At 59.1% G+C, this 23,779-nt stretch carries 28 protein-coding genes and 7 tRNA genes; 16 read left to right on the top strand and 19 right to left on the bottom strand.

Features of this window, described 5'->3' with window-relative positions:
* Positions 1-22: 22 nt before the first annotated feature.
* Both ASD01_RS16740 and recJ read left to right on the top strand, forming a co-directional pair.
* A complete protein-coding gene (locus tag ASD01_RS16740) occupies positions 23-1,345 on the top strand; it encodes a homoserine dehydrogenase (protein WP_034796566.1) in 1,323 nt (440 codons plus the stop codon).
* 233 nt (positions 1,346-1,578) lie between these two features.
* A complete protein-coding gene (recJ, locus tag ASD01_RS16735; protein ID WP_060530028.1) occupies positions 1,579-3,381 on the top strand; it encodes a single-stranded-DNA-specific exonuclease RecJ in 1,803 nt (600 codons plus the stop codon).
* A gap of 43 nt (positions 3,382-3,424) precedes the next feature.
* Here recJ and ASD01_RS36385 read toward each other — a convergent pair whose 3' ends face one another.
* From ASD01_RS36385 to ASD01_RS16685, 10 genes are all read right to left on the bottom strand, one after another.
* Positions 3,425-3,751: a hypothetical protein gene (locus tag ASD01_RS36385; protein ID WP_034796549.1), complete on the bottom strand. Its 327-nt coding sequence runs from the start codon at positions 3,749-3,751 to the stop codon at positions 3,425-3,427.
* 12 nt (positions 3,752-3,763) lie between these two features.
* Positions 3,764-4,204: a hypothetical protein gene (locus ASD01_RS16725; RefSeq protein WP_064816991.1), complete on the bottom strand. Its 441-nt coding sequence runs from the start codon at positions 4,202-4,204 to the stop codon at positions 3,764-3,766.
* Between the two features lie 14 nt (positions 4,205-4,218).
* Complete coding sequence (locus ASD01_RS16720) at positions 4,219-4,554, bottom strand: hypothetical protein (RefSeq protein ID WP_127889031.1); 336 nt, start codon at positions 4,552-4,554, stop codon at positions 4,219-4,221.
* A 379-nt stretch (positions 4,555-4,933) separates the two neighbouring features.
* Positions 4,934-5,008, bottom strand: a tRNA-Glu gene (locus tag ASD01_RS16715).
* Between the two features lie 138 nt (positions 5,009-5,146).
* Positions 5,147-5,221 (bottom strand) — tRNA-Glu (locus ASD01_RS16710).
* 299 nt (positions 5,222-5,520) lie between these two features.
* Positions 5,521-5,595, bottom strand: a tRNA-Glu gene (locus ASD01_RS16705).
* 274 nt (positions 5,596-5,869) lie between these two features.
* Positions 5,870-5,944 (bottom strand) — tRNA-Glu (locus ASD01_RS16700).
* Between the two features lie 32 nt (positions 5,945-5,976).
* Positions 5,977-6,051: transfer RNA gene (locus tag ASD01_RS16695), tRNA-Glu, on the bottom strand.
* Positions 6,052-6,187: 136 nt separating this feature from the next.
* Positions 6,188-7,531, bottom strand: a complete 1,344-nt coding sequence (locus tag ASD01_RS16690) for a YcbK family protein (RefSeq protein ID WP_034790899.1) — start codon at positions 7,529-7,531, stop codon at positions 6,188-6,190.
* A 398-nt stretch (positions 7,532-7,929) separates the two neighbouring features.
* On the bottom strand, positions 7,930-8,370 hold the full coding sequence (locus ASD01_RS16685; RefSeq protein WP_034790901.1) for a VOC family protein: 441 nt from the start codon (positions 8,368-8,370) through the stop codon (positions 7,930-7,932).
* 196 nt (positions 8,371-8,566) lie between these two features.
* On the opposite strand from ASD01_RS16685, the gene ASD01_RS16680 reads away from it, so the two are divergent.
* From ASD01_RS16680 to ASD01_RS16670, 3 genes are all read left to right on the top strand, one after another.
* Positions 8,567-9,145 (top strand): cold-shock protein, encoded by a 579-nt coding sequence (locus ASD01_RS16680; protein WP_034790903.1) that lies wholly within the window; start codon positions 8,567-8,569, stop codon positions 9,143-9,145.
* A complete protein-coding gene (locus ASD01_RS16675) occupies positions 9,145-9,630 on the top strand; it encodes a DUF192 domain-containing protein (RefSeq protein ID WP_034790906.1) in 486 nt (161 codons plus the stop codon). Before ASD01_RS16680 ends, ASD01_RS16675 begins: the two co-directional genes overlap by 1 nt.
* 163 nt (positions 9,631-9,793) lie before the next feature.
* Positions 9,794-10,447: an outer membrane protein gene (locus ASD01_RS16670; protein ID WP_034790908.1), complete on the top strand. Its 654-nt coding sequence runs from the start codon at positions 9,794-9,796 to the stop codon at positions 10,445-10,447.
* Positions 10,448-10,512: 65 nt separating this feature from the next.
* On the opposite strand, the gene ASD01_RS16665 is transcribed toward ASD01_RS16670, so the two are convergent.
* The 3 genes from ASD01_RS16665 to ASD01_RS16655 all read right to left on the bottom strand — a co-directional run bounded on the left by ASD01_RS16665 (position 10,513) and on the right by ASD01_RS16655 (position 13,101).
* Positions 10,513-11,025, bottom strand: coding sequence for a DUF1062 domain-containing protein (locus ASD01_RS16665; protein WP_234852466.1), 513 nt, complete (start codon positions 11,023-11,025; stop codon positions 10,513-10,515).
* 582 nt (positions 11,026-11,607) lie between these two features.
* Entirely contained in the window at positions 11,608-12,789 is a 1,182-nt protein-coding gene (locus ASD01_RS16660; protein ID WP_063979519.1) for a GGDEF domain-containing protein, read from the bottom strand.
* A gap of 235 nt (positions 12,790-13,024) precedes the next feature.
* A tRNA-Pro gene (locus ASD01_RS16655) sits at positions 13,025-13,101 on the bottom strand.
* Between the two features lie 225 nt (positions 13,102-13,326).
* Here ASD01_RS16655 and ASD01_RS16650 point away from each other — a divergent pair.
* Positions 13,327-13,632, top strand: coding sequence for an ETC complex I subunit (locus tag ASD01_RS16650; protein WP_034791376.1), 306 nt, complete (start codon positions 13,327-13,329; stop codon positions 13,630-13,632).
* Between the two features lie 37 nt (positions 13,633-13,669).
* Positions 13,670-13,746 (top strand) — tRNA-Arg (locus ASD01_RS16645).
* 233 nt (positions 13,747-13,979) lie between these two features.
* On the opposite strand, the gene ASD01_RS16640 is transcribed toward ASD01_RS16645, so the two are convergent.
* The 4 genes from ASD01_RS16640 to ASD01_RS36025 all read right to left on the bottom strand — a co-directional run bounded on the left by ASD01_RS16640 (position 13,980) and on the right by ASD01_RS36025 (position 16,882).
* Positions 13,980-14,828: a glycosyltransferase family 2 protein gene (locus tag ASD01_RS16640; protein WP_034790936.1), complete on the bottom strand. Its 849-nt coding sequence runs from the start codon at positions 14,826-14,828 to the stop codon at positions 13,980-13,982.
* Between the two features lie 75 nt (positions 14,829-14,903).
* The gene (locus ASD01_RS16635) at positions 14,904-15,653 is read right to left on the bottom strand and encodes an FkbM family methyltransferase (protein WP_034790938.1); all 750 of its coding nucleotides are present in this window, start codon (positions 15,651-15,653) and stop codon (positions 14,904-14,906) included.
* A 64-nt stretch (positions 15,654-15,717) separates the two neighbouring features.
* Complete coding sequence (locus ASD01_RS16630; RefSeq protein WP_064816993.1) at positions 15,718-16,422, bottom strand: class I SAM-dependent methyltransferase; 705 nt, start codon at positions 16,420-16,422, stop codon at positions 15,718-15,720.
* Between the two features lie 193 nt (positions 16,423-16,615).
* Entirely contained in the window at positions 16,616-16,882 is a 267-nt protein-coding gene (locus ASD01_RS36025) for a hypothetical protein (protein ID WP_162250998.1), read from the bottom strand.
* Between ASD01_RS36025 and ASD01_RS16625 the strand changes: the two genes are divergently transcribed.
* Entirely contained in the window at positions 16,812-17,792 is a 981-nt protein-coding gene (locus ASD01_RS16625; RefSeq protein WP_034790940.1) for a GlxA family transcriptional regulator, read from the top strand. The genes ASD01_RS36025 and ASD01_RS16625 overlap by 71 nt on opposite strands.
* Positions 17,793-18,009: 217 nt before the next feature.
* Here the strand turns inward: ASD01_RS16625 and ASD01_RS16620 are convergent, their stop codons facing one another.
* Positions 18,010-18,273: a hypothetical protein gene (locus ASD01_RS16620; protein WP_034790942.1), complete on the bottom strand. Its 264-nt coding sequence runs from the start codon at positions 18,271-18,273 to the stop codon at positions 18,010-18,012.
* Between the two features lie 155 nt (positions 18,274-18,428).
* Positions 18,429-18,683: a YMGG-like glycine zipper-containing protein gene (locus tag ASD01_RS16615; protein WP_034790944.1), complete on the bottom strand. Its 255-nt coding sequence runs from the start codon at positions 18,681-18,683 to the stop codon at positions 18,429-18,431.
* Positions 18,684-19,126: 443 nt separating this feature from the next.
* Between ASD01_RS16615 and ASD01_RS16610 the strand changes: the two genes are divergently transcribed.
* The 8 genes from ASD01_RS16610 to ASD01_RS36780 all read left to right on the top strand — a co-directional run bounded on the left by ASD01_RS16610 (position 19,127) and on the right by ASD01_RS36780 (position 23,778).
* Positions 19,127-20,311, top strand: a complete 1,185-nt coding sequence (locus ASD01_RS16610; RefSeq protein ID WP_060644181.1) for a tyrosine-type recombinase/integrase — start codon at positions 19,127-19,129, stop codon at positions 20,309-20,311.
* A gap of 122 nt (positions 20,312-20,433) precedes the next feature.
* Positions 20,434-20,658, top strand: a complete 225-nt coding sequence (locus ASD01_RS16605; RefSeq protein WP_060644180.1) for a helix-turn-helix transcriptional regulator — start codon at positions 20,434-20,436, stop codon at positions 20,656-20,658.
* Between the two features lie 95 nt (positions 20,659-20,753).
* A complete protein-coding gene (locus ASD01_RS16600; protein ID WP_060644179.1) occupies positions 20,754-21,782 on the top strand; it encodes a hypothetical protein in 1,029 nt (342 codons plus the stop codon).
* A gap of 506 nt (positions 21,783-22,288) precedes the next feature.
* Positions 22,289-22,471: a hypothetical protein gene (locus tag ASD01_RS16595; protein ID WP_060644178.1), complete on the top strand. Its 183-nt coding sequence runs from the start codon at positions 22,289-22,291 to the stop codon at positions 22,469-22,471.
* 144 nt (positions 22,472-22,615) lie between these two features.
* A complete protein-coding gene (locus tag ASD01_RS36785; protein ID WP_244495254.1) occupies positions 22,616-22,906 on the top strand; it encodes a winged helix domain-containing protein in 291 nt (96 codons plus the stop codon).
* Positions 22,903-23,196: a hypothetical protein gene (locus tag ASD01_RS16585; RefSeq protein ID WP_060644176.1), complete on the top strand. Its 294-nt coding sequence runs from the start codon at positions 22,903-22,905 to the stop codon at positions 23,194-23,196. Before ASD01_RS36785 ends, ASD01_RS16585 begins: the two co-directional genes overlap by 4 nt.
* A complete protein-coding gene (locus tag ASD01_RS16580; RefSeq protein ID WP_060644175.1) occupies positions 23,189-23,620 on the top strand; it encodes a ribonuclease H family protein in 432 nt (143 codons plus the stop codon). Before ASD01_RS16585 ends, ASD01_RS16580 begins: the two co-directional genes overlap by 8 nt.
* Positions 23,506-23,778, top strand: a complete 273-nt coding sequence (locus tag ASD01_RS36780; RefSeq protein WP_348272350.1) for an RNase H family protein — start codon at positions 23,506-23,508, stop codon at positions 23,776-23,778. Before ASD01_RS16580 ends, ASD01_RS36780 begins: the two co-directional genes overlap by 115 nt.
* The last annotated feature ends 1 nt before the right edge of the window (position 23,779 follow it).

Below are 23,779 nucleotides of genomic sequence, written 5' to 3'. Positions count from 1 at the left end.
CTCTACATGTTAGGAAATGGCTATGGCAGATGCCCTCAAAATCGGCATTGCGGGCTTGGGTACCGTCGGTGCCTCGCTCGTGCGAATCCTCCAGGATCGTCACGAGATGCTTGCGACAACGTGCGGACGGGCAATCGAGACCACGGCCGTAACGGCGCGCGACCGCAACAGGGACCGCGGCGTCGATCTTTCGAAGACCGCCTGGTTCGACGATGCCATTTCGCTTGCGCGTGACGCCGATATCGACGTTTTCGTCGAACTGATGGGCGGTGCCGGCGATCCCGCCTATTCGGCCGTCAAGGCGGCGCTGCAGCGCGGCATTCATGTGGTGACCGCCAACAAGGCGCTGCTGGCTGCCCATGGCATCGAACTTGCAAAGATCGCCGAGGAGAAGGGCGCGCTGCTCAACTACGAAGCGGCTGTTGCCGGCGGTATCCCCGTCATCAAGGCGCTGCGCGAATCCATGACCGGCAATACGATCTCGCGCGTCTATGGGATCATGAACGGCACCTGCAACTACATCCTGACGAAGATGGAGAAGGAACAGCTTTCCTTCGAAGCCTGCCTCAAGGAGGCGCAGCGCCTCGGCTATGCCGAAGCCGATCCGGCCTTCGACATTGAGGGCAACGACACGGCGCACAAGCTGTCGATCCTGACGAGCCTTGCATTCGGTACGGCGATCGCTGCCGACGACATCTACCTCGAAGGCATCACCAATATCTCGATCGACGACATTCATGCAGCCGCCGATCTCGGTTACCGCATCAAGCTCCTCGGTGTCGCCCAGCGCACCGAAAGCGGCATCGAGCAGCGCGTCCACCCGACGATGGTGCCTTACGATTCCGTCATCGCCCAGGTCGATGGCGTGACCAATGCCGTTGCGATCGAATCCGACATTCTCGGCGAGCTCCTGATGGTCGGCCCGGGTGCCGGCGGCAACGCGACGGCGTCGGCCGTGCTCGGCGATATCGCTGACATTGCCAAGAGCCGCCCGGGCGCCCAGCACGTTCCGGCCTTCGGCCGTCCGACCAATGCGCTGCTGCCCTATAAGCGCGCGCAGATCCAGAGCCACGAGGGCGGCTACTTCATCCGCCTGAAGGTCGTTGACCGCACCGGCGTCTTCGCCAGCATCGCGACCCGCATGGCCGACAACGGCATCTCGCTGGAATCGATCATGCAGCATTCGAAGCATCTGATGGACACGGGCGAGCCGCAGACGATCATCTTGGTCACGCACGCGACATCGGAGCACTCCGTTCGCGATGCGATCAAGGCGATCAAGGGCGAGGGCTACCTCGTCGGCGAGCCGCAGGTCATTCGCATCGAACGCCCGAAGGCAAACTGACGGCGAAGGACCTCGGGCCGTTCGGCATGACGGTGCGCAGTGCCGTTTGTCGCCAACAAATTAGAAGCCTCGCCGCGCAAGCAAGCCGGCGAGGCTTCTTTTTTGGGAATTGGGCGCCTGCGGCGGCCCAACCCCCTACGAAACGTGGATCTCTGTGTATGCCGTTCCAAAAACGGTCACGATTTCCAGGGTTATGCGCTAAGAGGAATGAAGCGCCAAGCGGATGGACGAGCATGGAAGAATTGGTGGATCCGGTACAGCGGGCCTTTCTGAATGTCGAGCAGTCGGTCAGCGGCCAGCGATGGGTGTCGCGCCTCGACCAGGCGGGCCAGAACCGCGCGCTCGCCATTAGCCAGGTTCACGGCTACTCCGATCTGCTCGGTCGCGTCCTTGCCGGCCGCGGCGTCGTACTCGACGATGCCGCAAGCTTCCTTGATCCGACGCTTCGCTCGCTTATGCCGGACCCGGACACGCTTACCGATTGCCGCAAGGCTGCAGAGCGTCTGGCGGCCGCCATCAAGCGCCGTGAAAAGACGGTGATCTTCGGTGACTATGACGTCGACGGTGCCGCGTCTTCGGCTTTGATGGCGCGTTTCCTGCGCCATTTCGGCGTCGACGCGGAAATCTACATTCCCGATCGGATCTTCGAGGGGTATGGCCCGAACCCGACGGCAATCGAGCAGCTGATCGACAAGGGCGCCGATCTCATCGTCACCGTCGACTGCGGCTCGACCAGCCATGAGGCGCTCGCCGTTGCCGATAAACGCGGCGTCGATGTCGTCGTCATCGACCACCATCAGGTCGGCTCGGCGCTGCCGCCCTGCCATGCGCTCGTCAATCCCAATCGGGAGGACGATCTTTCGGGGCAGGGGCATCTTTGTGCTGCCGGTGTCGTTTATCTGGTTCTCGTCAATACCTTGCGCGTTTTGCGCAACGCCGGCGACAGCCGCGTTTCTTCGTTCGACCTGCTGTCCCAGCTCGATCTGGTGGCTCTGGCGACGGTCTGTGACGTGGTGCCGCTCAAAGGGCTCAACCGCGCCTATGTCGTCAAGGGACTGATCGCGGCGCGTCACATGGGCAATGTCGGGCTTTCGGCACTGCTGCGGAAAGCTGCGATCGGCGGCCCGGTCACGCCCTATCACCTGGGCTTTCTCGTCGGCCCGAGAATCAATGCCGGCGGACGCATTGGCGATGCTGCGCTCGGCAGCCGCCTGCTGGCGATGGAGGATGCGGCCGAGGCAGAGAAGATCGCCGCGCAGCTCGATGAGCTCAATCGCGAGCGGCAGGCGATGGAAGCCATCATGCTGGCCGAGGCGGAGGCTGAGGTTCTGGCCGAATACGGCACGGGCGAGGGCGCTTCGGTGATCGTTACCGCGCGCGAAAACTGGCACCCGGGCATCGTCGGACTGCTCGCCGCCCGCATCAAGGAAAAATTCCGCCGACCGACTTTTGCCATCGCTTTCGATCCGAACGGCCGCGGCACCGGCTCCGGCCGCTCGATCAACGGCTTCGACATGGGCAAGATGGTTCGGGCCGCCGTCGATGGTGGCCTGCTGGTAAAGGGTGGCGGCCATGCCATGGCTGCCGGTCTCACCGTCGAGCGCGCGAAACTCGGCAAGCTCAGGCAGTTTTTCGAGGGACGCGCGGAAGCGGCGGTGCGCGAACTCGTCGCCATCCAGACGCTCAAGGTCGACGGCGCGCTTGCAGCCTCTGGCGCGACCCTGGAACTCATCGATCTCCTGGAGCAGGCCGGCCCCTACGGCTCGGCCCACCCGCAACCGGTCTTCGCCTTCCCGCAGCATCGCCTGCGCGATAGCAGGCAGGTCGGCGCCAACCACATCAAGGTGACGCTGGAGGGGCAGGACGGCAGCCGCCTTGACGGTATTGCTTTCCGGGCGACCGAGACACCGCTCGGCGACTTCCTGCTGTCGAGCCGCGGAACATCCATCCACGTCGCGGGATCGGTGTCCGCCGATCTGTGGCAGGGCCAGCGACGGGTACAGCTGCGCGTCACGGACGCGGCAAAGGCGCTGTAGCACCCGTCGCGAAGTGTGCTGACAGATATTTCGCTGGGCCGTGTTATGGCTGACCGTACCGCACACGCTTCAAAACATCTCGAGGATTCACAGCGAGGATGGTGTTGAACAACGTCGTTTCGACGACGGTGTCGCCATCGGCTTGCAGGCGAAAATGCACGCTCTTGTTGCCGCCACAGTTCGTTGCGTCGATCATCGCGATAACTCTTTCGACCTCGTCGGGCGTCTTTTCGTCCAGCCTGACAAGGGCAGGATAAAGGGGGGCGCAACTTGCACCGCCGTCGCGAACAAGTTCTCCTTGTCGATCAAATAGATAGCTGAGGGGTGCGAACTCTCCCTTGTGCGAGCCGCGATGGGCGCTGCCCCACATGGCACTTAGGTACTAAACCACAGCGCTCAAAGATCCGAGATCATTGAACGGTCGCAAGGCTTCAACATTGTAAACCACGGAGTAGAGGCGACTGCCGCTGAGTGGTGAATTCAGTGTGAGCGAGTAGGTACGACGGAAACCCTGCTGCTGGTCCAGTCGGGTAATGTGTATGCGCTGCAGATAGCGTGCTTTGGCATAAGCTGGGAGCTTCGGGTCTTTGCGATTGTTCAGGCTTCGCGTCGTTTCGGAGCGTTCCCAGTCTTTGAAATCCCGCGCGAGCAACGTTTCTAACTCTTCAATTGGCATCCCCAGCTTGAACACCGGACTCGGTACCAAGTCTGCAGGCGTCAGCGTCTGCTCGCCAGAAATCACGTTGGAACGAGCGGCCGCAGGCGATCCGGGATAGGACGAAATTGTGATTGCGGCGAGCCCCGCAGCAATGACGCGAAACAAAACTAGATTCCCGTTCAACTGATTCGAGGAACGCCCGACTTGCGATCGGAGCGTGTTTCCCCAGCGATCAAACGATCAAGAATCAGGTCGAAATCGTCGGCGCGTTGAAGTTGCTCCTGAAGAGCAGGAAGATATTTCGCACGGCTTCGGATGGCGTCGCCAGCAGATCGAAGGCTGAGCAGAATCTGTTTAGAGATTGCGTATTCGCTCTGCAGTCCTTCTGCCTTTTGCCAGATATGGTCTTCCAGAGCGTCAAATGCCGACGCATCGAAGGTATCGGACTTGAGAAGCCGGCCGACTGCTTGATCCGTCAGTCTCTCCAATACGACGTCAAACTGATTTTCCGACACCCGAGTGCGCCTCATTCTGTTGAGCTGTAAACTCAAAGCAGAACTGCAATATTTCGTCGAGTCCGGGTTTTGACATCTGTAGCCGCATCAGAAATCAGGCGGTGAAGGCTGCCGCGCGTGGTCGAGAACGCGAGTCGCCACCGATGCAACAGAACGGCCCCTGCGACCGCGCCGTTGCAGGAGTCCCTGCTTTGGAAAGCTACGCACATACCCCTGGTGTGCGGAAACCGGCCACGATCCTGTTGCCGCTCACGTCGCTGTCTCTTCCAAAGGATATCTGCGAAACACCAGTATGCGCTTGGGAATTACGTGAGACGTGCATCAGTGTGGGCACCCGCATTCGCCAGCAATAGCAATCGGGAATTTGCCGAACCGGCCTTGGCACGCCCAACGGGAATCGAACCCGTGTTGCCGCCGTGAGAGGGCGGCGTCCTGACCGCTAGACGATGGGCGCATCTCTATTCGATTGAGCGCAAGCGGTTGCTGCGCAACGCGCTATCCTAGTCCTGTTCGACGAAAACGACGAGAAGAATCGAAGGCGATCCGTCAGCCGATGGAACAAGGCTTTCGATGTAGGGGAGGTTCAACACAGTGGCACGCCCTAGGGGAGTCGAACCCCTCTTCCCAGAATGAAAATCTGGTGTCCTAACCGATAGACGAAGGGCGCACTCGCTGTGTGGGCGCCTTATAGCCAGCGACTCTGGNGGGAGTCGAACCCCTCTTCCCAGAATGAAAATCTGGTGTCCTAACCGATAGACGAAGGGCGCACTCGCTGTGTGGGCGCCTTATAGCCAGCGACTCTGAATAGAGCAAGCGCCAATCTCAGGAATGTTGTGATTTTCCTGTTCAAAATACCAAGAAAGATTCATGGCGGCACGAGGCGGAAATTTAGGTGTCGAAACGCGCGGTAAATCGCTGTTCCAACAACAGAAAATCGATTTTCATTTGGGGAGAAGATCAACACAGTGGCACGCCCTAGGGGAGTCGAACCCCTCTTCCCAGAATGAAAATCTGGTGTCCTAACCGATAGACGAAGGGCGCACTCGCTGTGTGGGGAGTCGAACCCCTCTTCCCAGAATGAAAATCTGGTGTCCTAACCGATAGACGAAGGGCGCACTCGCTGTGTGGGCGCCTTATAGCCAGCGACTCTGGATACCGCAAGCGCCAATCTCAGTTTTTTTGTGCTTTCCCTGTTAAAATCGGTGAGAAAAATTCGGCGGTCAAAGAGCTGGAATCGGAGATGCGTACGGTGCAGCGGAGTTGCTGCTTCAGATGCTTAAAACGTCGATTTTTCGGGAGAAGGAGATCAACACAGTGGCACGCCCTAGGGGAGTCGAACCCCTCTTCCCAGAATGAAAATCTGGTGTCCTAACCGATAGACGAAGGGCGCACTCGCTGTGTNGGAGAAGAAGATCAACACAGTGGCACGCCCTAGGGGAGTCGAACCCCTCTTCCCAGAATGAAAATCTGGTGTCCTAACCGATAGACGAAGGGCGCACTCGCTGTGTGGGCGCCTTATAGCCAGAGGATTTCAGAACCGCAAGCGGCAATCTTCATATTTCTGTAAAAATTCCACAGGCCGGAAGCAAAGGAGGCTTCTCGTCGAATCCTCCATGGAAACAAATGCTTGCCTTCAGCCCTTGGCGCGCCGGCAGCGCCAGTTCCAGTCCCGCTGTGCGCCGATATCGATATGGACCGACTCCGTGTGGCAATAGGTGCCGACGCCGCCGCGGCCGGGGACGCTACGCAGGAATTCGGCGAGATCCCACTTGCTGACGCCCTGAACCTGAATGTCAGCCGCCTCGCAGCGTGTATGCAGCGATTGCTTGGCGCGGTTGACCTTGATCGGCCTGAGGCCCGAGGTCACCATGACCTGCTTGCCGTAATGCGTTTCCACCTTCTTCAGCATCTGCATGAGCTCGGGCTTGAAACAGCCGGCATCGACTTTCTCGGTCTGCAGAATGAGCCCGCTCGGCGCCAGTCGAGCGAGCCCCGAGAGCGAGGCGACCTGAACCGGTGCGCCGTCGTCGTCATCGCCGAGGTGCTCTTCGTGCTCGTAGTTGTAGAGCGAGTTCAGTTTGACGCCCGGAAGCGTGTAGGCGAGGGAGGCCGTTTGCGGCTGGCTCGCATTGCTGGTGGTAATCGTCTTCTTTTCCGCCGGCGGAGCCGAGCGAAGTGCCGCCTGCTGCGGCTTCTCCTTGCGCTTGCCGGCAAAAAGGGCCGCGAGCGTCCAGGTTTTGGACGTGTCCTTGTTATCGTCTGCTGGCGTGGCTTCTGGTGCTGCCTGCTGCGCGGCGGCGACCTCGGTCGCTGCTGGTGTGGCGTCGGCATTGGCCACCGCCTGTGGCGTCGAAGAGGTCTGGCCGCTGGCGGCAGCCTCGGCGCTCAGCGGCACCGGAACGGCAACAGGAAGGGTGGCGTCCTGCGCGGGAGAGGGAGCATAGGCGGCGACAGCGGCGTCCGTCACGACGTCGTTGGCCGTGTTGGCGGCCCCCTGTTGCGGCGCTATTACCGGCAGCGGCTGTCGCTGGGTGCCGCTGAAAAGACTGTTGTTGGTTGCGTTCATGCCGGGCTGGCCGGCGGGGAGCGGAACAGTTCCCGTCGTCTGCGGCTGGACGGTCGTCGTTGCCTGTGCGGCAGGTGCCTGGCCATAGATGCTTGAGGAGGCGGCGCGCAGGCCGGTGCCCTGCATCGTCAGCGATTGCGGCTGTCCGCCATCGTGGGGAACTGTGGCATTGCCGGCTGCCTGTTGCGCCTGCGGATTGCTGCCGAGCGCGACCACCTGTCCATCCTGGACTGTGGCCTCCGATTCGGCGGTTTGCACAGGGGCTGCCTGCCCCTCGGCCTTCAGCGCGGTCGCGGCATCGTTTTCCCCGACCGCCGACATGCAGCCGCTCAAGGCCAGCAGCGATACGGATAACGCTGCCGCCCGCGCTATGGTGACGAGCACCGCGCCCTTCGTGTCCGGATGTTGCAACGTCCTATCCCCGCTCTCCGTGCATGACCGACGAAGCCTCGCCTTGTCATGCATTAAGTCTCAGTTCCGAAACATCGCTCAGAACAAACAAACTCATGCTTCTCGCGGCGATCGGAATGAGCGCCACGGGAAAAGATCAGGCCAAGTACAAAAGGGGGTCGCCGCCACGAGACATCGCGGATAGGACCCGGCATCAACGTTTCGCGCGAAAAAGTACTCAACGATACGCGATTTGTAAACCGGCGCTAACCTTGAGCCCGCATGTTTCCAACATGCAAAGGCCCGGATAGACCGGGCCCTGGATCATTCATAGCTGCTGCTGATCGACGGCTCGGCCATGCCCGCCGGATTTCACCGACAGCACGGGGCCATCTTCGTTGGCGAGAATTGTGCGGAGCTTACCAGACGCCCGTATTGGCCATCGACGCCCAAGGTTCCTGCGGCGGCCGGTTTTCGCCTTTCTGCAGGATCTCGATCGAAATGCCGTCGGGAGAGCGCACGAACGCCATGTGGCCGTCGCGCGGCGGCCGGTTGATGGTCACGCCGTTCTCCATCAGGTGCTGGCAGAAACCGTAGATGTCGTCGACTTCGTAGGCGAGGTGCCCGAAGTTGCGCCCGCCCGTATAATCTTCCGTATCCCAGTTGTAGGTGAGCTCGAGGCAGGGAGAGAGTTCGCCGCGGGCGCGATCGATGTCGCCGGGAGCGGCCAGAAACACCAGCGTGAACCGGCCCTTTTCATTTTCGTAGCGGCGGATCTCCGTCAGGCCGAAAATCTTGCCGTAGAAGTTCAAGGCCTCGTCCAGATTCTTGACGCGAACCATCGTGTGCAGATAGCGCATTGCAATGTCCCTGTTTTGCAGAAGATGGCGTATACTGGTCCGTCAGCAAGCCAGAGGCAAGGCTGCGTCCCCATATTAGTTCTCGGCCAAAATATGCCGAGGGTCTTGCGTATCCGCGGCGGGACGATGTTATTCTGGTCAATAAGAATCAGTTAACCGTATCGGTAGTCGCGCGTAAACGAGGGGCTGGGAGAGAATGGCGGATAGGACATCTTCAAAAGACGTCATGCATGGTGACGACTTTGGCAGCGACGCTCTCGACCTCATCGAAATCACCGGCGTGATCAAGTGGTTCGACGTCGCCAAGGGCTTCGGCTTCATCGTTCCCGACAACGGCATGCAGGATGTGCTGGTGCACGTGACCTGCCTGCGCCGCGACGGCTACCAGACGGTTCTTGAGGGTGCGCGGGTCGTTGCTCTCATCCAGAAGCGGGACCGCGGTTACCAGGCGTTCCGTATCCTATCGATGGACCAATCCACGGCGGTGCATCCGTCGCAGCTGCCGCCGGTCCGAACCCACGTGCAGGTAACGCCGACCAGCGGCCTTGAGCGCGTTCTCGTCAAGTGGTTTAACCGCACCAAGGGCTTCGGCTTCCTGACCCGCGGCGAGGGAACCGAAGATATCTTCGTCCATATGGAAACGCTCAGGCGTTTCGGCCTGACGGAACTGCGGCCAGGCCAGGTGGTGCTCGTCCGGTTCGGCGATGGCGAAAAGGGCCTGATGGCCGCTGAGATACATCCGGATGGACCGTCGCCGACGAGCCGGGCGCACTGATGGTCGCGGCTCGAAACCTTGTCGGAAAAAGCGCCTTCCTGGCGCTTTTTTTGTTGCTTGCCCTGACGGTATCGTCTTTCGCCGACGTTCAGTTCACAACGGACAAGATGCGCCTGGTCACCGCGGACAAGGCTGTGCACGAACTGACGGTCGAACTGGCCCTCGATCCGGCCCAGCGTGAGCAGGGCCTGATGTTTCGTACCTCCATGGCGCCGGATCACGGCATGCTGTTCGATTTTGGCGAGACACGCCGCGTGATGATGTGGATGAAGAACACCCATTTGTCGCTCGATATGCTGTTCATCGACAACAAGGGCGTTGTGCGCACGATCCATGAAGGCGCCGTGCCTTTTTCGGAAGCGATCATTGATTCGAAAGAACCGGTGGCTTTCGTGCTTGAGCTCAATGCCGGCGCGGTCAAGCGGCTGAATATCCGGCCCGGAGACCGGCTGGAAGGTGCCCGCATGCCGTCTTCGAAGCCGTAGACGCCGGGGCCACTTCGCGGTCCGCCTTGTCCTTGCCCGATCATTTCCTAAATTATGTGTCTGAACCCCACGGGTTTCATGGTTGAGATCATGGAGCCTTTCGGGCAGACTGCGCGTTAACGAGTTGCTAATATTCTTCTGGCGACAACAGGAGGCAGCCGTGATGATCCGGAGTGTGCTTGTTGCAATGGTAGCGGCCTGCGCCGTTGCGCAAACAGCGATGGCAGCGGACTTGGCAGCCGATCTGAGCCAGCCGCCGGCACCGGTCGCGCAACCATCGCCGGGATTCGTCTGGACCGGCGGTTATGTCGGCCTCCAGGGCGGCGGCGGGTGGCTCAATGGCGATTTCAGTGCGCCTGGCGGCAGCGCTTCAGAAGACTTCAATGGCGGATTGCTCGGCGCCTTTGCCGGTTTCAACTTTCAGCAGGGCGACTGGGTTTACGGCATCGAGGGTGACGTCAACTACAATTGGAACGACAAGACGTTCGACGTCGGCGGAACCTCGACCGAAGTTGGTACCGACGTTTCCGGCGCAATACGCGGCCGGGTCGGCTACCTGCTGAATGACAAGGCGCTGCTCTATGGCGCCGGCGGCTGGGCGGTGACCCGCGGCTTCGTCGATGTGCCCGGCGCATCGAAGGAAAAGGAAACCTTCAACGGTTGGACGATCGGTGCCGGTGTCGACTATTCGTTCACCGACAGCGTCTTCGGCCGCGCCGAGTACCGCTACAACGACTACGGCGACAAGGACTTCGGCGGCGTCAATGTCGATCTCGACCAGCACCAGTTCACCGTTGGTGTCGGCGTAAAGTTCTGACCAGCAACCATTGGCATCGCGGAGCGCGCCGGCATGCTGCCGGACGCTCCGCGGTATCCTTTCAACTACGGGCCGCCGCGGGCACGCCGGGCAATCTCGGCCCGGTCATCTTCCGCCGTAAGATCGAGGACGATGCGGCTGCCGTCTCTGATCGGGCGTTGCAGGGCCTTCCGCGACTCGGGCAGAAGCGTGAGTCGCCCTTTGGTTTCGAGCTTGCTCAGTCTGGCGCGTGAAAGCGCGAGTTCCGCCGATAGCAGGCGGTCGACGCGCAGGCTGCTTGCCTGGCGCACGACAAGGACAATCTCAAGCCGTGCGCAACCCGCACTCCCACCCAATACGTGCCGTTCCACGTTAGAATCGGCCAAATCCTCGATCCGGTCCGTGCATTGGCGAAGACCTTCGATGTCGAACGCCGCCTGTCGGACCCAGACGGGATCGTTGCTTTGAAGCGCTGCGAGCACATCCGGGGCGACGCTGGCGACATTCCGCCGCTCGAAGATCGGACGGTTCCAGGTGTCTTCGCAGACGGCGCAGCGATAGATCAGCCAGGCGTCGAGCCGCCGCCCGTTGGCGTTCAACCGTGTCTTGCCGCTGCATACGAAGGGGCGGTGGCCGCCGCAGCGGTTGCAGGCAAGCCAGGGGCGGGGGGCGGATTGGGGTTCGATGTGGTTCTTCCAATTGGAAGTCCATCGAGACGACGGTTTGAGTACCCGTTCCGGGGACGCGGTCTGGCAGCTGTTGGACGTGATGGTTCCGCCTGACGAAGTTACGTCGGGCTTGAGATCGGCAATGCCATTCCGGTCTCGAACCGCCACCTCAACGAACGCATGAGAATTCTATCCGACAGCTGGAGTGCTATCGGGCGTACGGGGTGAAACTAGCGAGACCGGATTTTACAAAGGCAAAGCGAAACTCCAGGAGAGCCAGCGCAATAGTGGCTGCCTGAACGTCCTACACGCTTGCGCGGATGGCGAAAAGTGCAACGCTGCCACAGGCTCGCGTCAAGGTGGCGTGCGATGGCGCGCTAGGCGAAATTTGGCCACAAGCGAATTCGGCGCATTGCGGTAAAATACGCCTTACACCTCCAATCTGAAGCGGATCGGAAATGCTTGGATCCGCTTCTCTTTTTTGAAGGTGGTCTGCGGCGAAGCATCGCCTGATTAGCCGGCGCGGTGAAGGCTCACCGCAAGCGGCTTCGAATCCGCAAGCTCCGCATCGGACGCGACACGGTTACGCCCGCCTCGTTTGGCCGCGTAGAGCGCCGCATCTGCCCTATTGAACAATTCCTCCCAGGAACGCTCCGTGCCGCTGGCGGTGGCAACCCCGATGCTGATGCTGACTGCTACGCTTTGCCCGTTGCTCACGACCCGCAGTTCTTCCACGGCGCGGCGTAGCCTTTCGGCGATTGCAAACGCCTGTGTCTCGCTTGTCCGCGGGAGATAGAGCCCGAATTCCTCGCCTCCGAGACGCGCGAAGCTGTCGCCCCTGCGCAGGTTCTTCCTGACCAGATCGGCGAAGGCGACGAGCACCTGATCACCCGTATGATGACCGTAGCGGTCGTTGATACGCTTGAAATGGTCCAGGTCCATGACGAGGAGGCAATCGCCCTGCCAGCTCGCCTGAGGCAGTTGCGCCAGAAACCAGCGCCGGTTGCCGACGCCGGTCAGCGCATCGGTATCGGCAGACCGGCGCAGCTCCGCTTCCGCCCGCTCCTTGACGAGCACGAGGGCGAAGAGTGCGATGGCGAAATGGCAGATGATCGAGAGAAAGAAGGGGTAGGTCGTGGTGATCGGCACGATGCCGGGCTTGAGGAGGCCAATGACCACCGCAAGGCAAAGGCCGGCCCCGACGGCCATGGCGGCCGCCAGCATGGCGCGTGCCGGCAGCGACTCGTTCGAGCGATCGGCGATGACGGCGACAGCCGAAGCCGCGAGGAAAAGAAAGGCGGCGGCGTTGAAGACGCTGGCCCTGACGACGTTGACGACATGGAAATCCGTGGCGAGACCGATGAGCGCGCCGGCAAGCGGCACAAGTAGCGCCAGCCAGTCCGCCAGACGGCGCCGGCCGCCGCTGAGGCGGCGCACGCCGATCCAGAACAGGGCATATCCGCCGATCCCGAGCGTGAAGCTGGAAAGCCTCCACAGAGTGGGCGGCAACAGCTTTTGCTCGCCATAGCCCGCGAGCGTCGAGGCGAGCGCCAGGAAGAGGAAGCCGCTCGCCAGGATACCAAGCCCTTCGTCCCGCGGCGATTGCCAGCGCGCATAGAGGAAGCAGAAGGCGCCGATCAGGAAAGACGACTTGTGAAGCAACAGAACGGTGGCAAGGTCGAGTCGGGCAGTCATTGGATCGCTCGGGCGGGCTTGGGGGCGCGCAGGGCACGAAAGCGCGCCGGTTCGCTCTATCCACAATGGATTTAGCGATTCCTAAATTCGTATGACAAATAGGCATTCTTGTCCCAACTCGGGACGATTCGATCGTTTGCCAACGCAATCGAGTGATCTACGGCGATGTTAGCCTGCAGATCTGCGATCACGAACAGATTGAAAAAAAGGAGAATGACGCTTCCGCCTCAATGAATGGTCGGAGTGGAGAGATTCGAACTCCCGACCCTCTGGTCCCAAACCAGATGCGCTACCAGACTGCGCTACACTCCGTGCCAACGGCGCCGGAGATACACGCTTCGCAGCAGGGCTGCAACAGCAAAATTTCCCAATGCCTCATCTTAGACTGGGACAAACCCACAAGTTCGCTCATCTCCTACTGAAAGCCAAATTTATCCGGCCAAAAGTCATTCCGTTTTAAATCATTCTGCGTTATGGGAAGACGGAATGCTGGCGCCCGTGAATGTTGCCAGCGAAAGTATGGAGCCGTTCGAAACCATGTCCGCAAAGATCTATCGTCCAGCAAAGACCGCCATGCAGTCTGGCAAGGCCAAGACGAATCTGTGGGTGCTGGAGTTCGATCAGGAAAAGCCGCGCACCATCGACCCGATCATGGGCTACACCAGCTCGGGCGACATGAAGCAGCAGCTGCGGCTGACCTTCGAAAACGCCGAGCAGGCGATCGCATACGCCGAGCGAAACGGCATCGAATACCGCGTCATCGCGCCGAAGGAAGCGACCCGCAAGAGCGTGTCCTATCCGGACAACTTCCGTTTCAACCGGATGCAGCCCTGGACCCACTAAGGTCCTTCAGCCGCATTCGACGGGCACAGCCCGGGACGGCCCCTTAGCTCAGTTGGATAGAGCACCTGCCTTCTAAGCAGGTTGTCGCAGGTTCGAATCCTGCAGGGGTCGCCAATAATTTCAAGAACTTAGCAGCTGTTTTGGGGGCTTGAAAGAAGCTCGATTACAGCTTCCCTTTGCCGACAGCAGAATTCGTCGGCCAGGTGATCTCTCCATCCGCGAAACGGCGCCGTCGCTGGCCCATTGTCTCCCGGTAGATCTGTTCGTCCGCCATGAGCGGCAGATCTCTAGTACGCCACCACTCGGCGGATAAGTCCGGCGATTCGCGCCGCACCACTCGAGGAAAGCTACGCTCGTTTCCGGAAGCAGGAAAGAAGCGCGGTAACAGGCTTGAACAAGAGCCTGTGGCCCTTGGTGAACATGCGGCCCGGACGATGGATCGTCAGTGCGTAGAGATACGAGCGCTTTCCTTGCAGGTAGGACCGGAATTTCTGCACCACTTGACGTCGTGCATCGTTCTGTCGAGCCCGCTTTGCGTCTGTGAGACTGAGATGTTGCGTGACCAGGCTTTCTTCGCAACCAACGATCAGTCCGCCTTCCAAGGCAAAGCGAATAGCCCATTCGCGATCGACGGCCCTGCGGAAATCCTCGTCGAAGGCGAACTTGCGCAAGGTCGACACGCGGGTGAGCATGGTGCAGGTGCCGACCCTTCCGTCGCCGGGGAGGGGATCGTCGCAGAGGAGATGGAGCGCGACCGCGTCGCCACCCACTGGCTGCGCGGTGCCCATGGCGCTGAGGCTCCTCGTCTTGCCGTCGGAGATCACGCGCCTCCTGCAATAGACCGAGATAGGAGCCGCATGCCGTTCTTCCGCCGCAAGCAGCTTTGCGATCTGGACCTTCAAACGCTCTGGTGCATTTTCGTCGTCCGAATCGAGGAACGCTAGGATTTCGCCGGTTGCTTCGCGTGCGAGCGTATTGCGCGCGCCAGCGTTGCCCTTGTTGTTACTATGGCTAACCAGTCTTACCCGCGAATCCTGCTGGCTGACGGTCTGCACGATGGCAGCGGAGCGATCGGTGGAGAGGTCGTCACAGACCAGGATCTCCAGGTCATCCCAGTCCAGTTGCCTGGCGGATAAGAGCGTCCGCTCGATCGTCTCTTCGGCGTTGTAGCAACATATCGCAAGTGTTACGCGCATCGATGCCTGTTCCTATTGCGATCTGTGCTGGTTCAGCGGCAGTCCCGTCATCGCCGGCATGTTTCCGGATGAAGGCTAACTCTGATTGTTTGTTTTGCCCGACGAACCGACCATGCGGACAGGAACGGCATTCGGTTCCAGATATGAACTGTCTGAGCGCACGAAGAGCACGTCGACAAGGCGATTGTGCGATCGGTGGGGGATGACATCGGCGACTTCGAAGCCTTGCTCTGCCATGTATGCGACAAGTTCCGAAAACCGATAGCTACCTTCAAACCGGCGACGAAGGCTTGCCTCTGTGAAGACGAACTGCGTCTCCCGAAGCGTTTTCTCGGCTCCCTTCAGAACATCAAGGTCAAAGCCTTCGGTGTCCACCTTCAATCCGAATGGGCCTTTGTAGCCCTTGTTTTCCAGAAGTTCGTCGAGGGGTGAAATCTGTATCTCGACCGTCTTTTCCGGCTGCCGCTTCCAGTCCCTGCGTTTCATCAGGCTTGAGGAGGGGCCTTCCAGGGAAAGGGTTGCTACGCCCTTGGCAGAGCCTGCGCCCGATTGAATGTAGTCAAAATTCAGGCCCTTTACGCTGTCTGCGGCCTTCTCCATCGTATCTGGCTGCGGATCGACCAGGACGAACTTTTTGTCCTTGAACAGTTCGTAGAACACCGGGCTGCCTTGATAAACGCCGACGTCGATGAATGTATTGATATCGAACCCGTAGCGCTTCAGGTATGCAGCAGAGTAACGCTCCTCGGAAACATGGAAACCTTGTCGCGTTAGCATCGAGGCGGCTGAGCGAAGCACCCGATTGAACAGCTTTCCCTTGGTCATAGTCCCCTCGGCAATTGCAATTTTCTCCAGACGAAACGCCTGGCCAAGTTGATGTCGTACTGGCTTAGATTTTGAGGCAGTTGTCCGGCATGTAGAACACGGACGTCCGCCATGGCCGGCCGTTCACCGGTCCGAAGCCGTCGAAGTCGAGGCGGCGATAGCCGTTGTTGATCAGCAGGTCGTATCCCTCCTGGTACCTCTCGCGTTCGCTGTTGTCCCAGATGATTGCGGACGGCCTCTGCTTCAGGTTCATCGTCGCCTTGGCACAATTCACGCGATCGCGGCCGTCTATGACAACAACGTCGAACGCGGTGTCCTGGTGGCGCGTCACCTCGGTGGAGTAGTCGCCCCCCTCTACCAATTCGCGATAGTTGTAAGTTACATTGGCCGGCGATTGCTTGGAGATCAGCTCGAACCAGTCGCGGTCATGTTCGACGCTGACCACCGACTTCGCCTTGCGGCTCCACCAAAGCGTGGAGTTGCCGCTGCCATACTCGAAAACGCGTAAGTCAGTCAGTTGCCGGGTGCCGAGAAAATGCAACATCGGGTAGGTGTACCAGGGGCATGGTTCTCCGTCGGCGGTCATCGGCTTGTGCTGTTTTGCACTCTCCAACCAGCCCATCTGCCTCGCGCTTTCGACGAACTTCGGGAAGAAGTCGCGCGGGATATCCGGAGTTTCCCAAAGAAGCAGGTCGAGTTTCTGCTCGATCTTTGGAATGCGGCCGATGAGCTTTGTCGCTTTTACGAAGTTCTTCATCGCGCCCAGCATCATAGTCTCCCTCAGTTGCGGACATGCTTAATGGCTTATATGTTTTGTTAGCGCAAGCGGTTGAAACGCGGATCCGGCGAGCGTCGAAGTTCGGCAGGCGCACAGCCTGAGCTGCAGGTGTAACGCCGTTTCCTCCCGAGCAACGCGTCCCTTCGTCGGCTTGCCGAAGCGCTAGACGCCGGGGCAGTGGCGCTTACGATTCCGCAAAATCACATAAAAAAACGGGCCGGCGGATGGTTTCCGACCGGCCCGTTCCGGCAAAAGGCGGAAAGGGGAACGTCTCTGCGCGGGGCTGCAGCGCCGCGCGTAGGGAGATCGATACGGTCTGATAATGCCCGAAAGGCAGCATTGGAATTGACATTTCCCGCTTGAAATTTGACATTTCCCGCATGCCTTCCGATGGACGTCTACAATCTGTGATCGAAGTTTCCGTCGTTATCCTGCCGGAGTCGTCGATCATGTCGCTTGCCTCCGTGCTGGACCCGATGCGCGCCGCAAACCGTATCTCGGGGCGCGAGGTGTTTCGTTGGCGGCTGCTCTCGGCCGATGGCAAGCCGGTGGTCCTGACCTGCGGCGTGCCGATTGCGGTCGAGGGCACGCTTCGCCCGCCGCTTGCCGGCGACGCGCTGCTGGTGATCGGCGGCTTCAACCTTGATCGTCACGCCGGCAAGAAATTCATCGGTGCATTGCAGGAGTGCTCGCGCCATTTCGATATCGTCGCCGGCATCGAATCGGGCTGCTGGTTGCTCGGCCGCAGCGGTCTGCTCAATGGCCGCAAGGCGACAGCGCATTGGGAGGAGCTTGAGGATTTCAGCCAGGCCTTTCCGGAGTTGACGGTGCTTGGCGACCGGTTCGTCATCGACGGCAAGTTCTGGACCTCGGGCGGCGCTTCGCCGACCTTCGACATGATGCTGCACTGGATCACCCAGCGGCTAGGGTCTGCACTGGCGCTCGATGTCGCCAGCATCTTCGTCTACGACCAGACGCATAGTGCAGCCGACGTGCAGCCCTATGTTTCGCTCGGGAGGATCGAGACGCGCGACCCGAAGCTCGCCGAGGCCATCCGCCTGATGGAACGCACGCTGGAGCGTCCCTTGACGATCGCCGCGTTGACGAAGCGGCTGTCGATCTCGCAGCGCAAGCTGGAGTTGCTGTTTGTGCGCGGACTATCGACGAGTCCCGGCGCCTATTACCTACGCCTGCGTCTTCAGTTCGCCCATCGGCTGGTGCGCGACTCCGCTAGCCCGATCCGCGAGATTGCCCTTCGATGCGGTTTCGACAGCCTGTCTGCATTTTCGCGCGCCTATAGCCGCGAGTATGGAATGAGCCCGCTGAAGATGCGACTGGCCCGCAGAGGAGCGGAAGCATAGGCAGCGCCGTCAGGCACGCGACTATTGGGAAGGCCGGGGTGAGGGGCCCGCGAATTGCTCACGGCATAGCCGATCCGGATTGTTCGCGTGTTTTGAGGCAACCGCGCAGACGGCACCCGCTGATGCGTCCCCATCATGCATGGAGTGCGACGTCGTTCCGCACGCCCGGCGTCGCCGGGCCGCATCCGGCCGGGCGCAGTCGCGGGGTCATTATGCCCTAATGAACCGTTTGTGGCGGCTCGTCGGTAAAGGCTTGGATGCCGTCGCGCTGGACCGTTGCGATAAACTCCTCGAAAGCTTCCCTGTCGGTCGGGAAGGGCTCCTCCCATGTCGTAGAGAAGCCCTCCTCGTCAATGACCTCGAGGGTCCAGTCGCGATTCGTGCCCGCCTCCCGGTAGATCCGCAATTCCACGACGACGCCATCGTCACTGAATTGGCCGGATAATTCCGAAAACTCGTAGTTCTGTTCTTCGTCAGTCATGTCTGAAGTGTAACACGCTTGCTTGAGGACGTCCTGCCATGTTCGGCCTCGACGATATTGCTCGCAGCTTCAGCCGGGCACACAGGCGCATTCGCCGGCCTCCACGAAGGTTTGGACCGGGGATGCGCCTGTCACCTTGGCCAATGGTCTTGCTGTTACCGGCAGCGGGCTTCGTAGCGGCGGCCATAGCGGTCGCGATAGATGCAATAGCCCTGGCGCTCCTGGGAGCGTCCGATCAGGTTGCCGATAACGCCACCGGCGACCGCGCCGATTGCCGCGCCGCCCCAGCTGTCGCTGACCGCGCCACCAATGATCGCACCGGTGCCGGCGCCGATCGCCGTGCCTTTCTCGGTCTGCGTGCAGGAAGCAAGCGTACCAATCATCAAAACCGCAATGACAAGCTTTCTCATGCCTTCACCCCTTTGCTCGATACCAAACTGGGCAGTTCACCGCCTTGCATCCTCAGCGTGAGCCTCAGCATCTACTCAACGCGTCGAATTGTCGATAGCACGGAATGCAACAGGCGAAGATACGGCGGGGTTCGCTCCAAAAAGTGTAGAGAATGGGCTCGCATGGCGATGCATTTTGATGTCCAAGGACACCAGCAAGCGATTGATTTCAATGGGGTTTGCGTGGTGAGCGCGCAGGGATTCGAACCCTGGACCTACTGATTAAAAGTGGGTTCTCGTAAGACATTATCGAACAGTATGGACAATATCAGAAGCGCGAAATCCTTGAGTTTGTTGGGCCTCGTTGTTTCATATCGTATGCAGATGTCTCAACGAGTTTTGACTTAGCAGTACCCATACGGTACCCAAATGAAAGTCTCAATGATTTTCTCAGTAGGTTTCGTATGGCGAAGGTCAAGCTCACTACCCGGTTTATTGATACCATCAAAGTCGAGGAGCGCACAGACTTCCACGATACGCTAGTTCAGGGGCTGTCGCTTCGCGCGTCTCCCACGGGTACCAAAACTTGGAACCTTCTATACACGCGCCAAAGCGACGGGGCCAAGCAACGTGTGAAGATCGGTCGTTATCCTGCAGTCGATCTGGAGGCAGCGCGTAGCAAGGCGCTAAAGGCGATGGCTGGCGCTTCTGATGGCATCGACCCGGCAAACAAACGGCACGCCCTAAGGGAAGCGATTACAGTCGAGGAGTTAGGTAAAGCCTATCTTGATAAGTATGCCAAGCGACAGAAGAAGACGTGGGAACAGGATGAGCGGCTGCTGAAGGCGGAAGTGTATCCCTCGATCGGTAAGATGAAAGCCGTGGCTGTTAAGCGCCGGGATATCCTGGATATCGTCGAAGCCAAGGCAGAAGAGGGGCATGGCGCTCAGTCAACGAATATCCTTGCGGTTGTGCGGAAAATGTTCAACTGGGCTGTGGACGGTGACTACCTCGAAACGTCTCCTGCTGCCGGCATTAAGCCTCGATCGAAGGCTGTCCGGCGTGACCGCGTGCTGGACACTCAAGAGATCAGATCCATCTGGAGTGCGCTTCAAGTCGCAACGCTGAACCCGGCCACTGCGGATGTAGTACGTTTGCTCTTCTTAACGGGTCAACGCTCAGGTGAGGTATGCGGCATTCGAAAATCAGAACTTGATGTCGATGCGGCCACTTGGACCATCCCGGGCGAACGCACCAAGAATGGGCTCACACATCTTGTTCCATTATCTCCAGCAGCAATGGATGTCGTGAGGCCGGCATTTGACGCTGCAGATGACGACGATCCCAAGGCAGCGCTATTCACGCGGACGGGAGAACCAATTCAGAGCAATGCGATAGCGCAGGCAGTTCGCTTAAAGCTGCAAGTCGCGAAGGGGCATTGGACGCCGCACGACATACGCCGAACAGTCGCTACTGGAATGGCAGGCGCTGGGGTGGCGCCACACATCGTTGAGGCGGTTTTGAACCACATCAGTGGGTTCAAGGCGGGTGTTGCAGGGGTCTACAATCGGGCCACCTACGAGCCGGAAAAGCGGGCCGCGTTAGCTCTTTGGGCAAAAGAACTAAATAAGCTCATATCGGGAACGTAAAGGAACATCCTTGCTGTGAATAAGACGCAGTAAGTTACAATAAACGCGATTGACACGTGGCATTGTGATTCGCTTTCTAGTATATTTTGAAGCATGGTTAATTTTACCTAAAAGTGGGCAAAATGAAGCAGCAGGTTATCACTGGTAGGCGTCTAATCAGTATCCGTGACGTGTGTTCGTTGACGTCACTGTCCCGCTCAACCCTTTGGCTGAAAGTGAAAGCGGGTGACTTTCCCAAACCTGTCAAGCTTAGCGACGATGGTGTTCGGAAGGCCTTCGTATCCAACGAAATCGACGAGTGGATCAATCAAAGGATTTCGATTCGTGATCGGGAGGCCGTCGCCTGAGCGGCCTTCATTCTCCGCTTTTCCTAAATTGGGATCACCGTCCGCACTGGGCGGCGCTTCGCGACGAGTTTGGGGGGAGCGAAACAGTAGCCTCAATGCTACTGTCACTTACGACCGCCCGGGGGCCGGTCTCTTATTCTCGGAATAAAAACCACTACAACACCACGGCACGATATCGCTCCAAGATATTCACATACGCCAAGGTGACGCAGGCCGCGGACTACATTGCGGGTCAAGGCCTCGCCCTCCATCACAAGGTGCAGCCGGGCCATATGGGCTGGCAGAGCTCCCTTACCGCAACACCAGAGACGGTCGAGCGTGTATCCGCCATCCTCAATAAGGGCACAAATCTTGAAGCCCTCCCACCTCCAGAGATCATCATACTAAGAGATGCTGACGGCAGATCGACCGACTACCGGGAGAGCTGTGAGATCCGGAAGATGCGCCTCAAATTGGCGGCTATGAATGAGGCCATTCGGGCCACGATGTTCACCGGCATCATCCCTGATGCCATGGTCAGAATCTTCAACAAGAGCTTCAACAGGGGCGGTAGGTTTTATGCACTCGGAGGCAGCTGGCAGTCCATGAGCAAAGACGCAAGAAAACAGATACGAATTGGCGGAGAGCCGGTCGTCGAGATCGACTACAAGACGCTCCACCCAGCCCTCCTTTACGCGCAGGCTGGCGCTCAGATGCCAGAGGACTGCTACTCTATGAATGGGTGGCCCCGATCGCTTGTGAAGGTTGCCTTCCTCATCCTCATCAACGCGAAAAAAGAGCACGATGCGAGGGCGGCGATAGCGCGGCACGATCAGATGGCGTTGCTTACACGACCAGGCTCACAAGAGGCTTTCTCGCTGGCATCAGATCTGACGGCTGCTATCAAGGCGAGACACGTCGGAATTGCTCCTGCATTTCACAGTGACAAGGGCGCAGAGTTAATGCGGCTGGACAGTGATCTGGCCGAGACAGTCATGCATGTAATGATGATGGCAGGTGTGGTCGTCCTGCCCGTCCACGACAGCTTCTTAGTGCAGGAATCAAAGGCAGGAATGCTCGAAGAGGTCATGCTTCGGGTGGCCTACGAAGCCGGTTACGAAAGCCTTCGGGTGCAGCACGCATAATGGCCGAAATTGCCTTGTTATATCAAAGGGATAACGCAATAACGACTTACATATGCTATTCCCCTCCTCTTCCTTCCTGCCTCTGCCCTGTCTCCCTCATCTCGTTTGGAGGTCAGAATCTACTGATAAAGGGGGTGGAAAAAATTTTTGGCGAAGCCAGAAAAAAAATTTTTTGGCGAAGTCGAGGGAGGAAGGAAGAGGAGGAAGGAAGAGAAGGGGTAACCTTGCAGCCGCCCCCGCGGAACTGAACGACCATCGCCGCGGTGATTTTTGGTGAGCAGCTATGGCGCGCAGCCCCTATCACTTTCGCCGCCGAGACGCGGCACAGCTACTTTGAATGAGATCACAACCGGCCCTTGCCCGAAAAAACCGGGACATAACCGACAAAGCCGTTGGAATCTTAGGGATTTTTCGCTTTTTGGGCTTGACCGGGATTCATCAATCTGAAGACTTGTGATAGTCTAACTTATTGATTTGGTTGCCAACCACAAAGGATAGTAAGCGAGATGAGCTACTTAACTGCCGTACAAGTGCGTGAGCGTTACAAGATAAGCGAAATGACTTTGTGGCGTTATCAGCAAGATAAAAAACTGAACTTCCCAAAACCTTTGATCGTGAAGAGGCGAAAGCTGTTCGACGAACAAAAGCTCATGGACTGGGAGCGCGAACGCGCGGCTGGGTCAGCATGAGCGGGAACGAAAAACAGCAGCAGGAACTCCGGTCGCCAAACTCAGAAGTTCCCGCTGCCCGATTTGAAGACGCTTTCGCATCTCCTCCAATCATCAACAGCAAAGAGACCGTCGATGACGAAGTCAGCTAAACCATGCCTTTCTATGCGTGTCCAGCTACTTGATAAGGGGCAACCGCACGGGCTCCCAATCACTGTGGTCGGCCGAGAGTATTGGGCTCTGAAGAATCTTATTGATGCGGGTGAACGAGGCTGCACTCCGATCGACCAGCCCGGGCCACGCTGGTCCCACTATATTTGGAAGCTCCGCGGCTACGGGATCGCGATCGAAACGACCGACGAACGGCACGACGGGCCATTCCCTGGAATCCATGCTCGCTACATTTTGCGGTCAGATCTGACTGTCCTCGATGCAAGCGAGAGAGTAGCCGCATGACAGTAGCTGAACGCAAAGCGCGCGAAGCGCATGACCGCGAGAACCCGTGGCGGCCGATGCGTGAGGCCAAGCCAGACGGGCTCATCTGCAATCTGCTTTTTAACGACCTCGGCGGCCATCACTCGCCAGAAGACACGAAATACTTCCTCGACCCTGATGGGCATTGGTATCGCGAAGACCCTCCAGCGCGAATTTTCGAAAAGCCGATGAACTGGCGGCCCGCATACGTCCGGATGACTCCGGAGCGGAGAGCCATCATCAGGAAGCGTAGCGAGGTCTCCGATGACTAAATGGCGAAAGTTCAAGAAATCGCGCTCAGCAGTCGCGCCGGCCTATGAGATTGACCACACTGCCTTCGCCTCAGGTCTGCACGTGTTCGCCGATGGCGCATGTGAGCCTAATCCCGGCCCCGGTGGCTGGGGCGTGGCCGTCTTCAGGGACGGCGTGGAGTTGTCTTCGGAACACGGCGGGGACGCCGACACTACAAATAACCGGATGGAGCTTACAGGGCTCCTGAGGGGTATCGGGGCCGCGAAGGCCCTGAATGGGCCGGTGACGATTTGGTGCGACAGCATGTATTGCGTCAAAGGCGCGAACGAGTGGCGCCACGGCTGGAAAAAGAACGGGTGGCAGCGCGGCGGACCGAATGCCGACCCGAAAAACCGAATACTCCTCAATGCCGAGACGCAGCTCTCTCGGACTCAGAACAGATAACCATCCGTTGGTGCAAAGGGCATGCCGGCATCGTCGGTAATGAGAGGGCGGACGAACTGTCGCTCGTTGGACGTCAGAGACTGCTCGACGTGAAGAATGCACTCCCGCATTCAGCGGGAGACCTCGACGCTCAATATCGCAGCATCATGGCGAGGTGAC

Origin of the sequence: Ensifer sp. Root423 (genome assembly GCF_001426275.1) — a bacterium.
Classification (GTDB): domain Bacteria; phylum Pseudomonadota; class Alphaproteobacteria; order Rhizobiales; family Rhizobiaceae; genus Ensifer; species Ensifer adhaerens.
Note: the sequence above shows the minus strand (reverse complement) of the source record. Positions and strands in the feature narration are given on the sequence as shown.

Bases quoted from the DNA above. Each gene is read 5' to 3' on its own strand.
- ASD01_RS16635 (WP_034790938.1), bottom strand. From the start codon at position 15,653: ATGACCAAGGGAAAGCTGTTCAATCGGGTGCTTCGCTCAGCCGCCTCG.
- ASD01_RS16615 (WP_034790944.1), bottom strand. From the start codon at position 18,683: ATGAGAAAGCTTGTCATTGCGGTTTTGATGATTGGTACGCTTGCTTCC.
- ASD01_RS16600 (WP_060644179.1), top strand. From the start codon at position 20,754: ATGCTACTGTCACTTACGACCGCCCGGGGGCCGGTCTCTTATTCTCGG.
- ASD01_RS16595 (WP_060644178.1), top strand. From the start codon at position 22,289: ATGAGCTACTTAACTGCCGTACAAGTGCGTGAGCGTTACAAGATAAGC.
- ASD01_RS16660 (WP_063979519.1), bottom strand. From the start codon at position 12,789: ATGACTGCCCGACTCGACCTTGCCACCGTTCTGTTGCTTCACAAGTCG.
- ASD01_RS36785 (WP_244495254.1), top strand. From the start codon at position 22,616: ATGCGTGTCCAGCTACTTGATAAGGGGCAACCGCACGGGCTCCCAATC.
- ASD01_RS16630 (WP_064816993.1), bottom strand. From the start codon at position 16,422: ATGCTGGGCGCGATGAAGAACTTCGTAAAAGCGACAAAGCTCATCGGC.
- recJ (WP_060530028.1), top strand. From the start codon at position 1,579: ATGGAAGAATTGGTGGATCCGGTACAGCGGGCCTTTCTGAATGTCGAG.
- ASD01_RS16605 (WP_060644180.1), top strand. From the start codon at position 20,434: ATGAAGCAGCAGGTTATCACTGGTAGGCGTCTAATCAGTATCCGTGAC.
- ASD01_RS16650 (WP_034791376.1), top strand. From the start codon at position 13,327: ATGTCCGCAAAGATCTATCGTCCAGCAAAGACCGCCATGCAGTCTGGC.
- ASD01_RS16625 (WP_034790940.1), top strand. From the start codon at position 16,812: ATGCCTTCCGATGGACGTCTACAATCTGTGATCGAAGTTTCCGTCGTT.
- ASD01_RS16610 (WP_060644181.1), top strand. From the start codon at position 19,127: ATGGCGAAGGTCAAGCTCACTACCCGGTTTATTGATACCATCAAAGTC.
- ASD01_RS16585 (WP_060644176.1), top strand. From the start codon at position 22,903: ATGACAGTAGCTGAACGCAAAGCGCGCGAAGCGCATGACCGCGAGAAC.
- ASD01_RS16675 (WP_034790906.1), top strand. From the start codon at position 9,145: ATGGTCGCGGCTCGAAACCTTGTCGGAAAAAGCGCCTTCCTGGCGCTT.
- ASD01_RS16640 (WP_034790936.1), bottom strand. From the start codon at position 14,828: ATGCGCGTAACACTTGCGATATGTTGCTACAACGCCGAAGAGACGATC.
- ASD01_RS16680 (WP_034790903.1), top strand. From the start codon at position 8,567: ATGGCGGATAGGACATCTTCAAAAGACGTCATGCATGGTGACGACTTT.
- ASD01_RS16740 (WP_034796566.1), top strand. From the start codon at position 23: ATGGCAGATGCCCTCAAAATCGGCATTGCGGGCTTGGGTACCGTCGGT.
- ASD01_RS36385 (WP_034796549.1), bottom strand. From the start codon at position 3,751: ATGTGGGGCAGCGCCCATCGCGGCTCGCACAAGGGAGAGTTCGCACCC.
- ASD01_RS16620 (WP_034790942.1), bottom strand. From the start codon at position 18,273: ATGACTGACGAAGAACAGAACTACGAGTTTTCGGAATTATCCGGCCAA.
- ASD01_RS16685 (WP_034790901.1), bottom strand. From the start codon at position 8,370: ATGCGCTATCTGCACACGATGGTTCGCGTCAAGAATCTGGACGAGGCC.
- ASD01_RS36025 (WP_162250998.1), bottom strand. From the start codon at position 16,882: ATGATCGACGACTCCGGCAGGATAACGACGGAAACTTCGATCACAGAT.
- ASD01_RS16580 (WP_060644175.1), top strand. From the start codon at position 23,189: ATGACTAAATGGCGAAAGTTCAAGAAATCGCGCTCAGCAGTCGCGCCG.
- ASD01_RS16670 (WP_034790908.1), top strand. From the start codon at position 9,794: ATGATCCGGAGTGTGCTTGTTGCAATGGTAGCGGCCTGCGCCGTTGCG.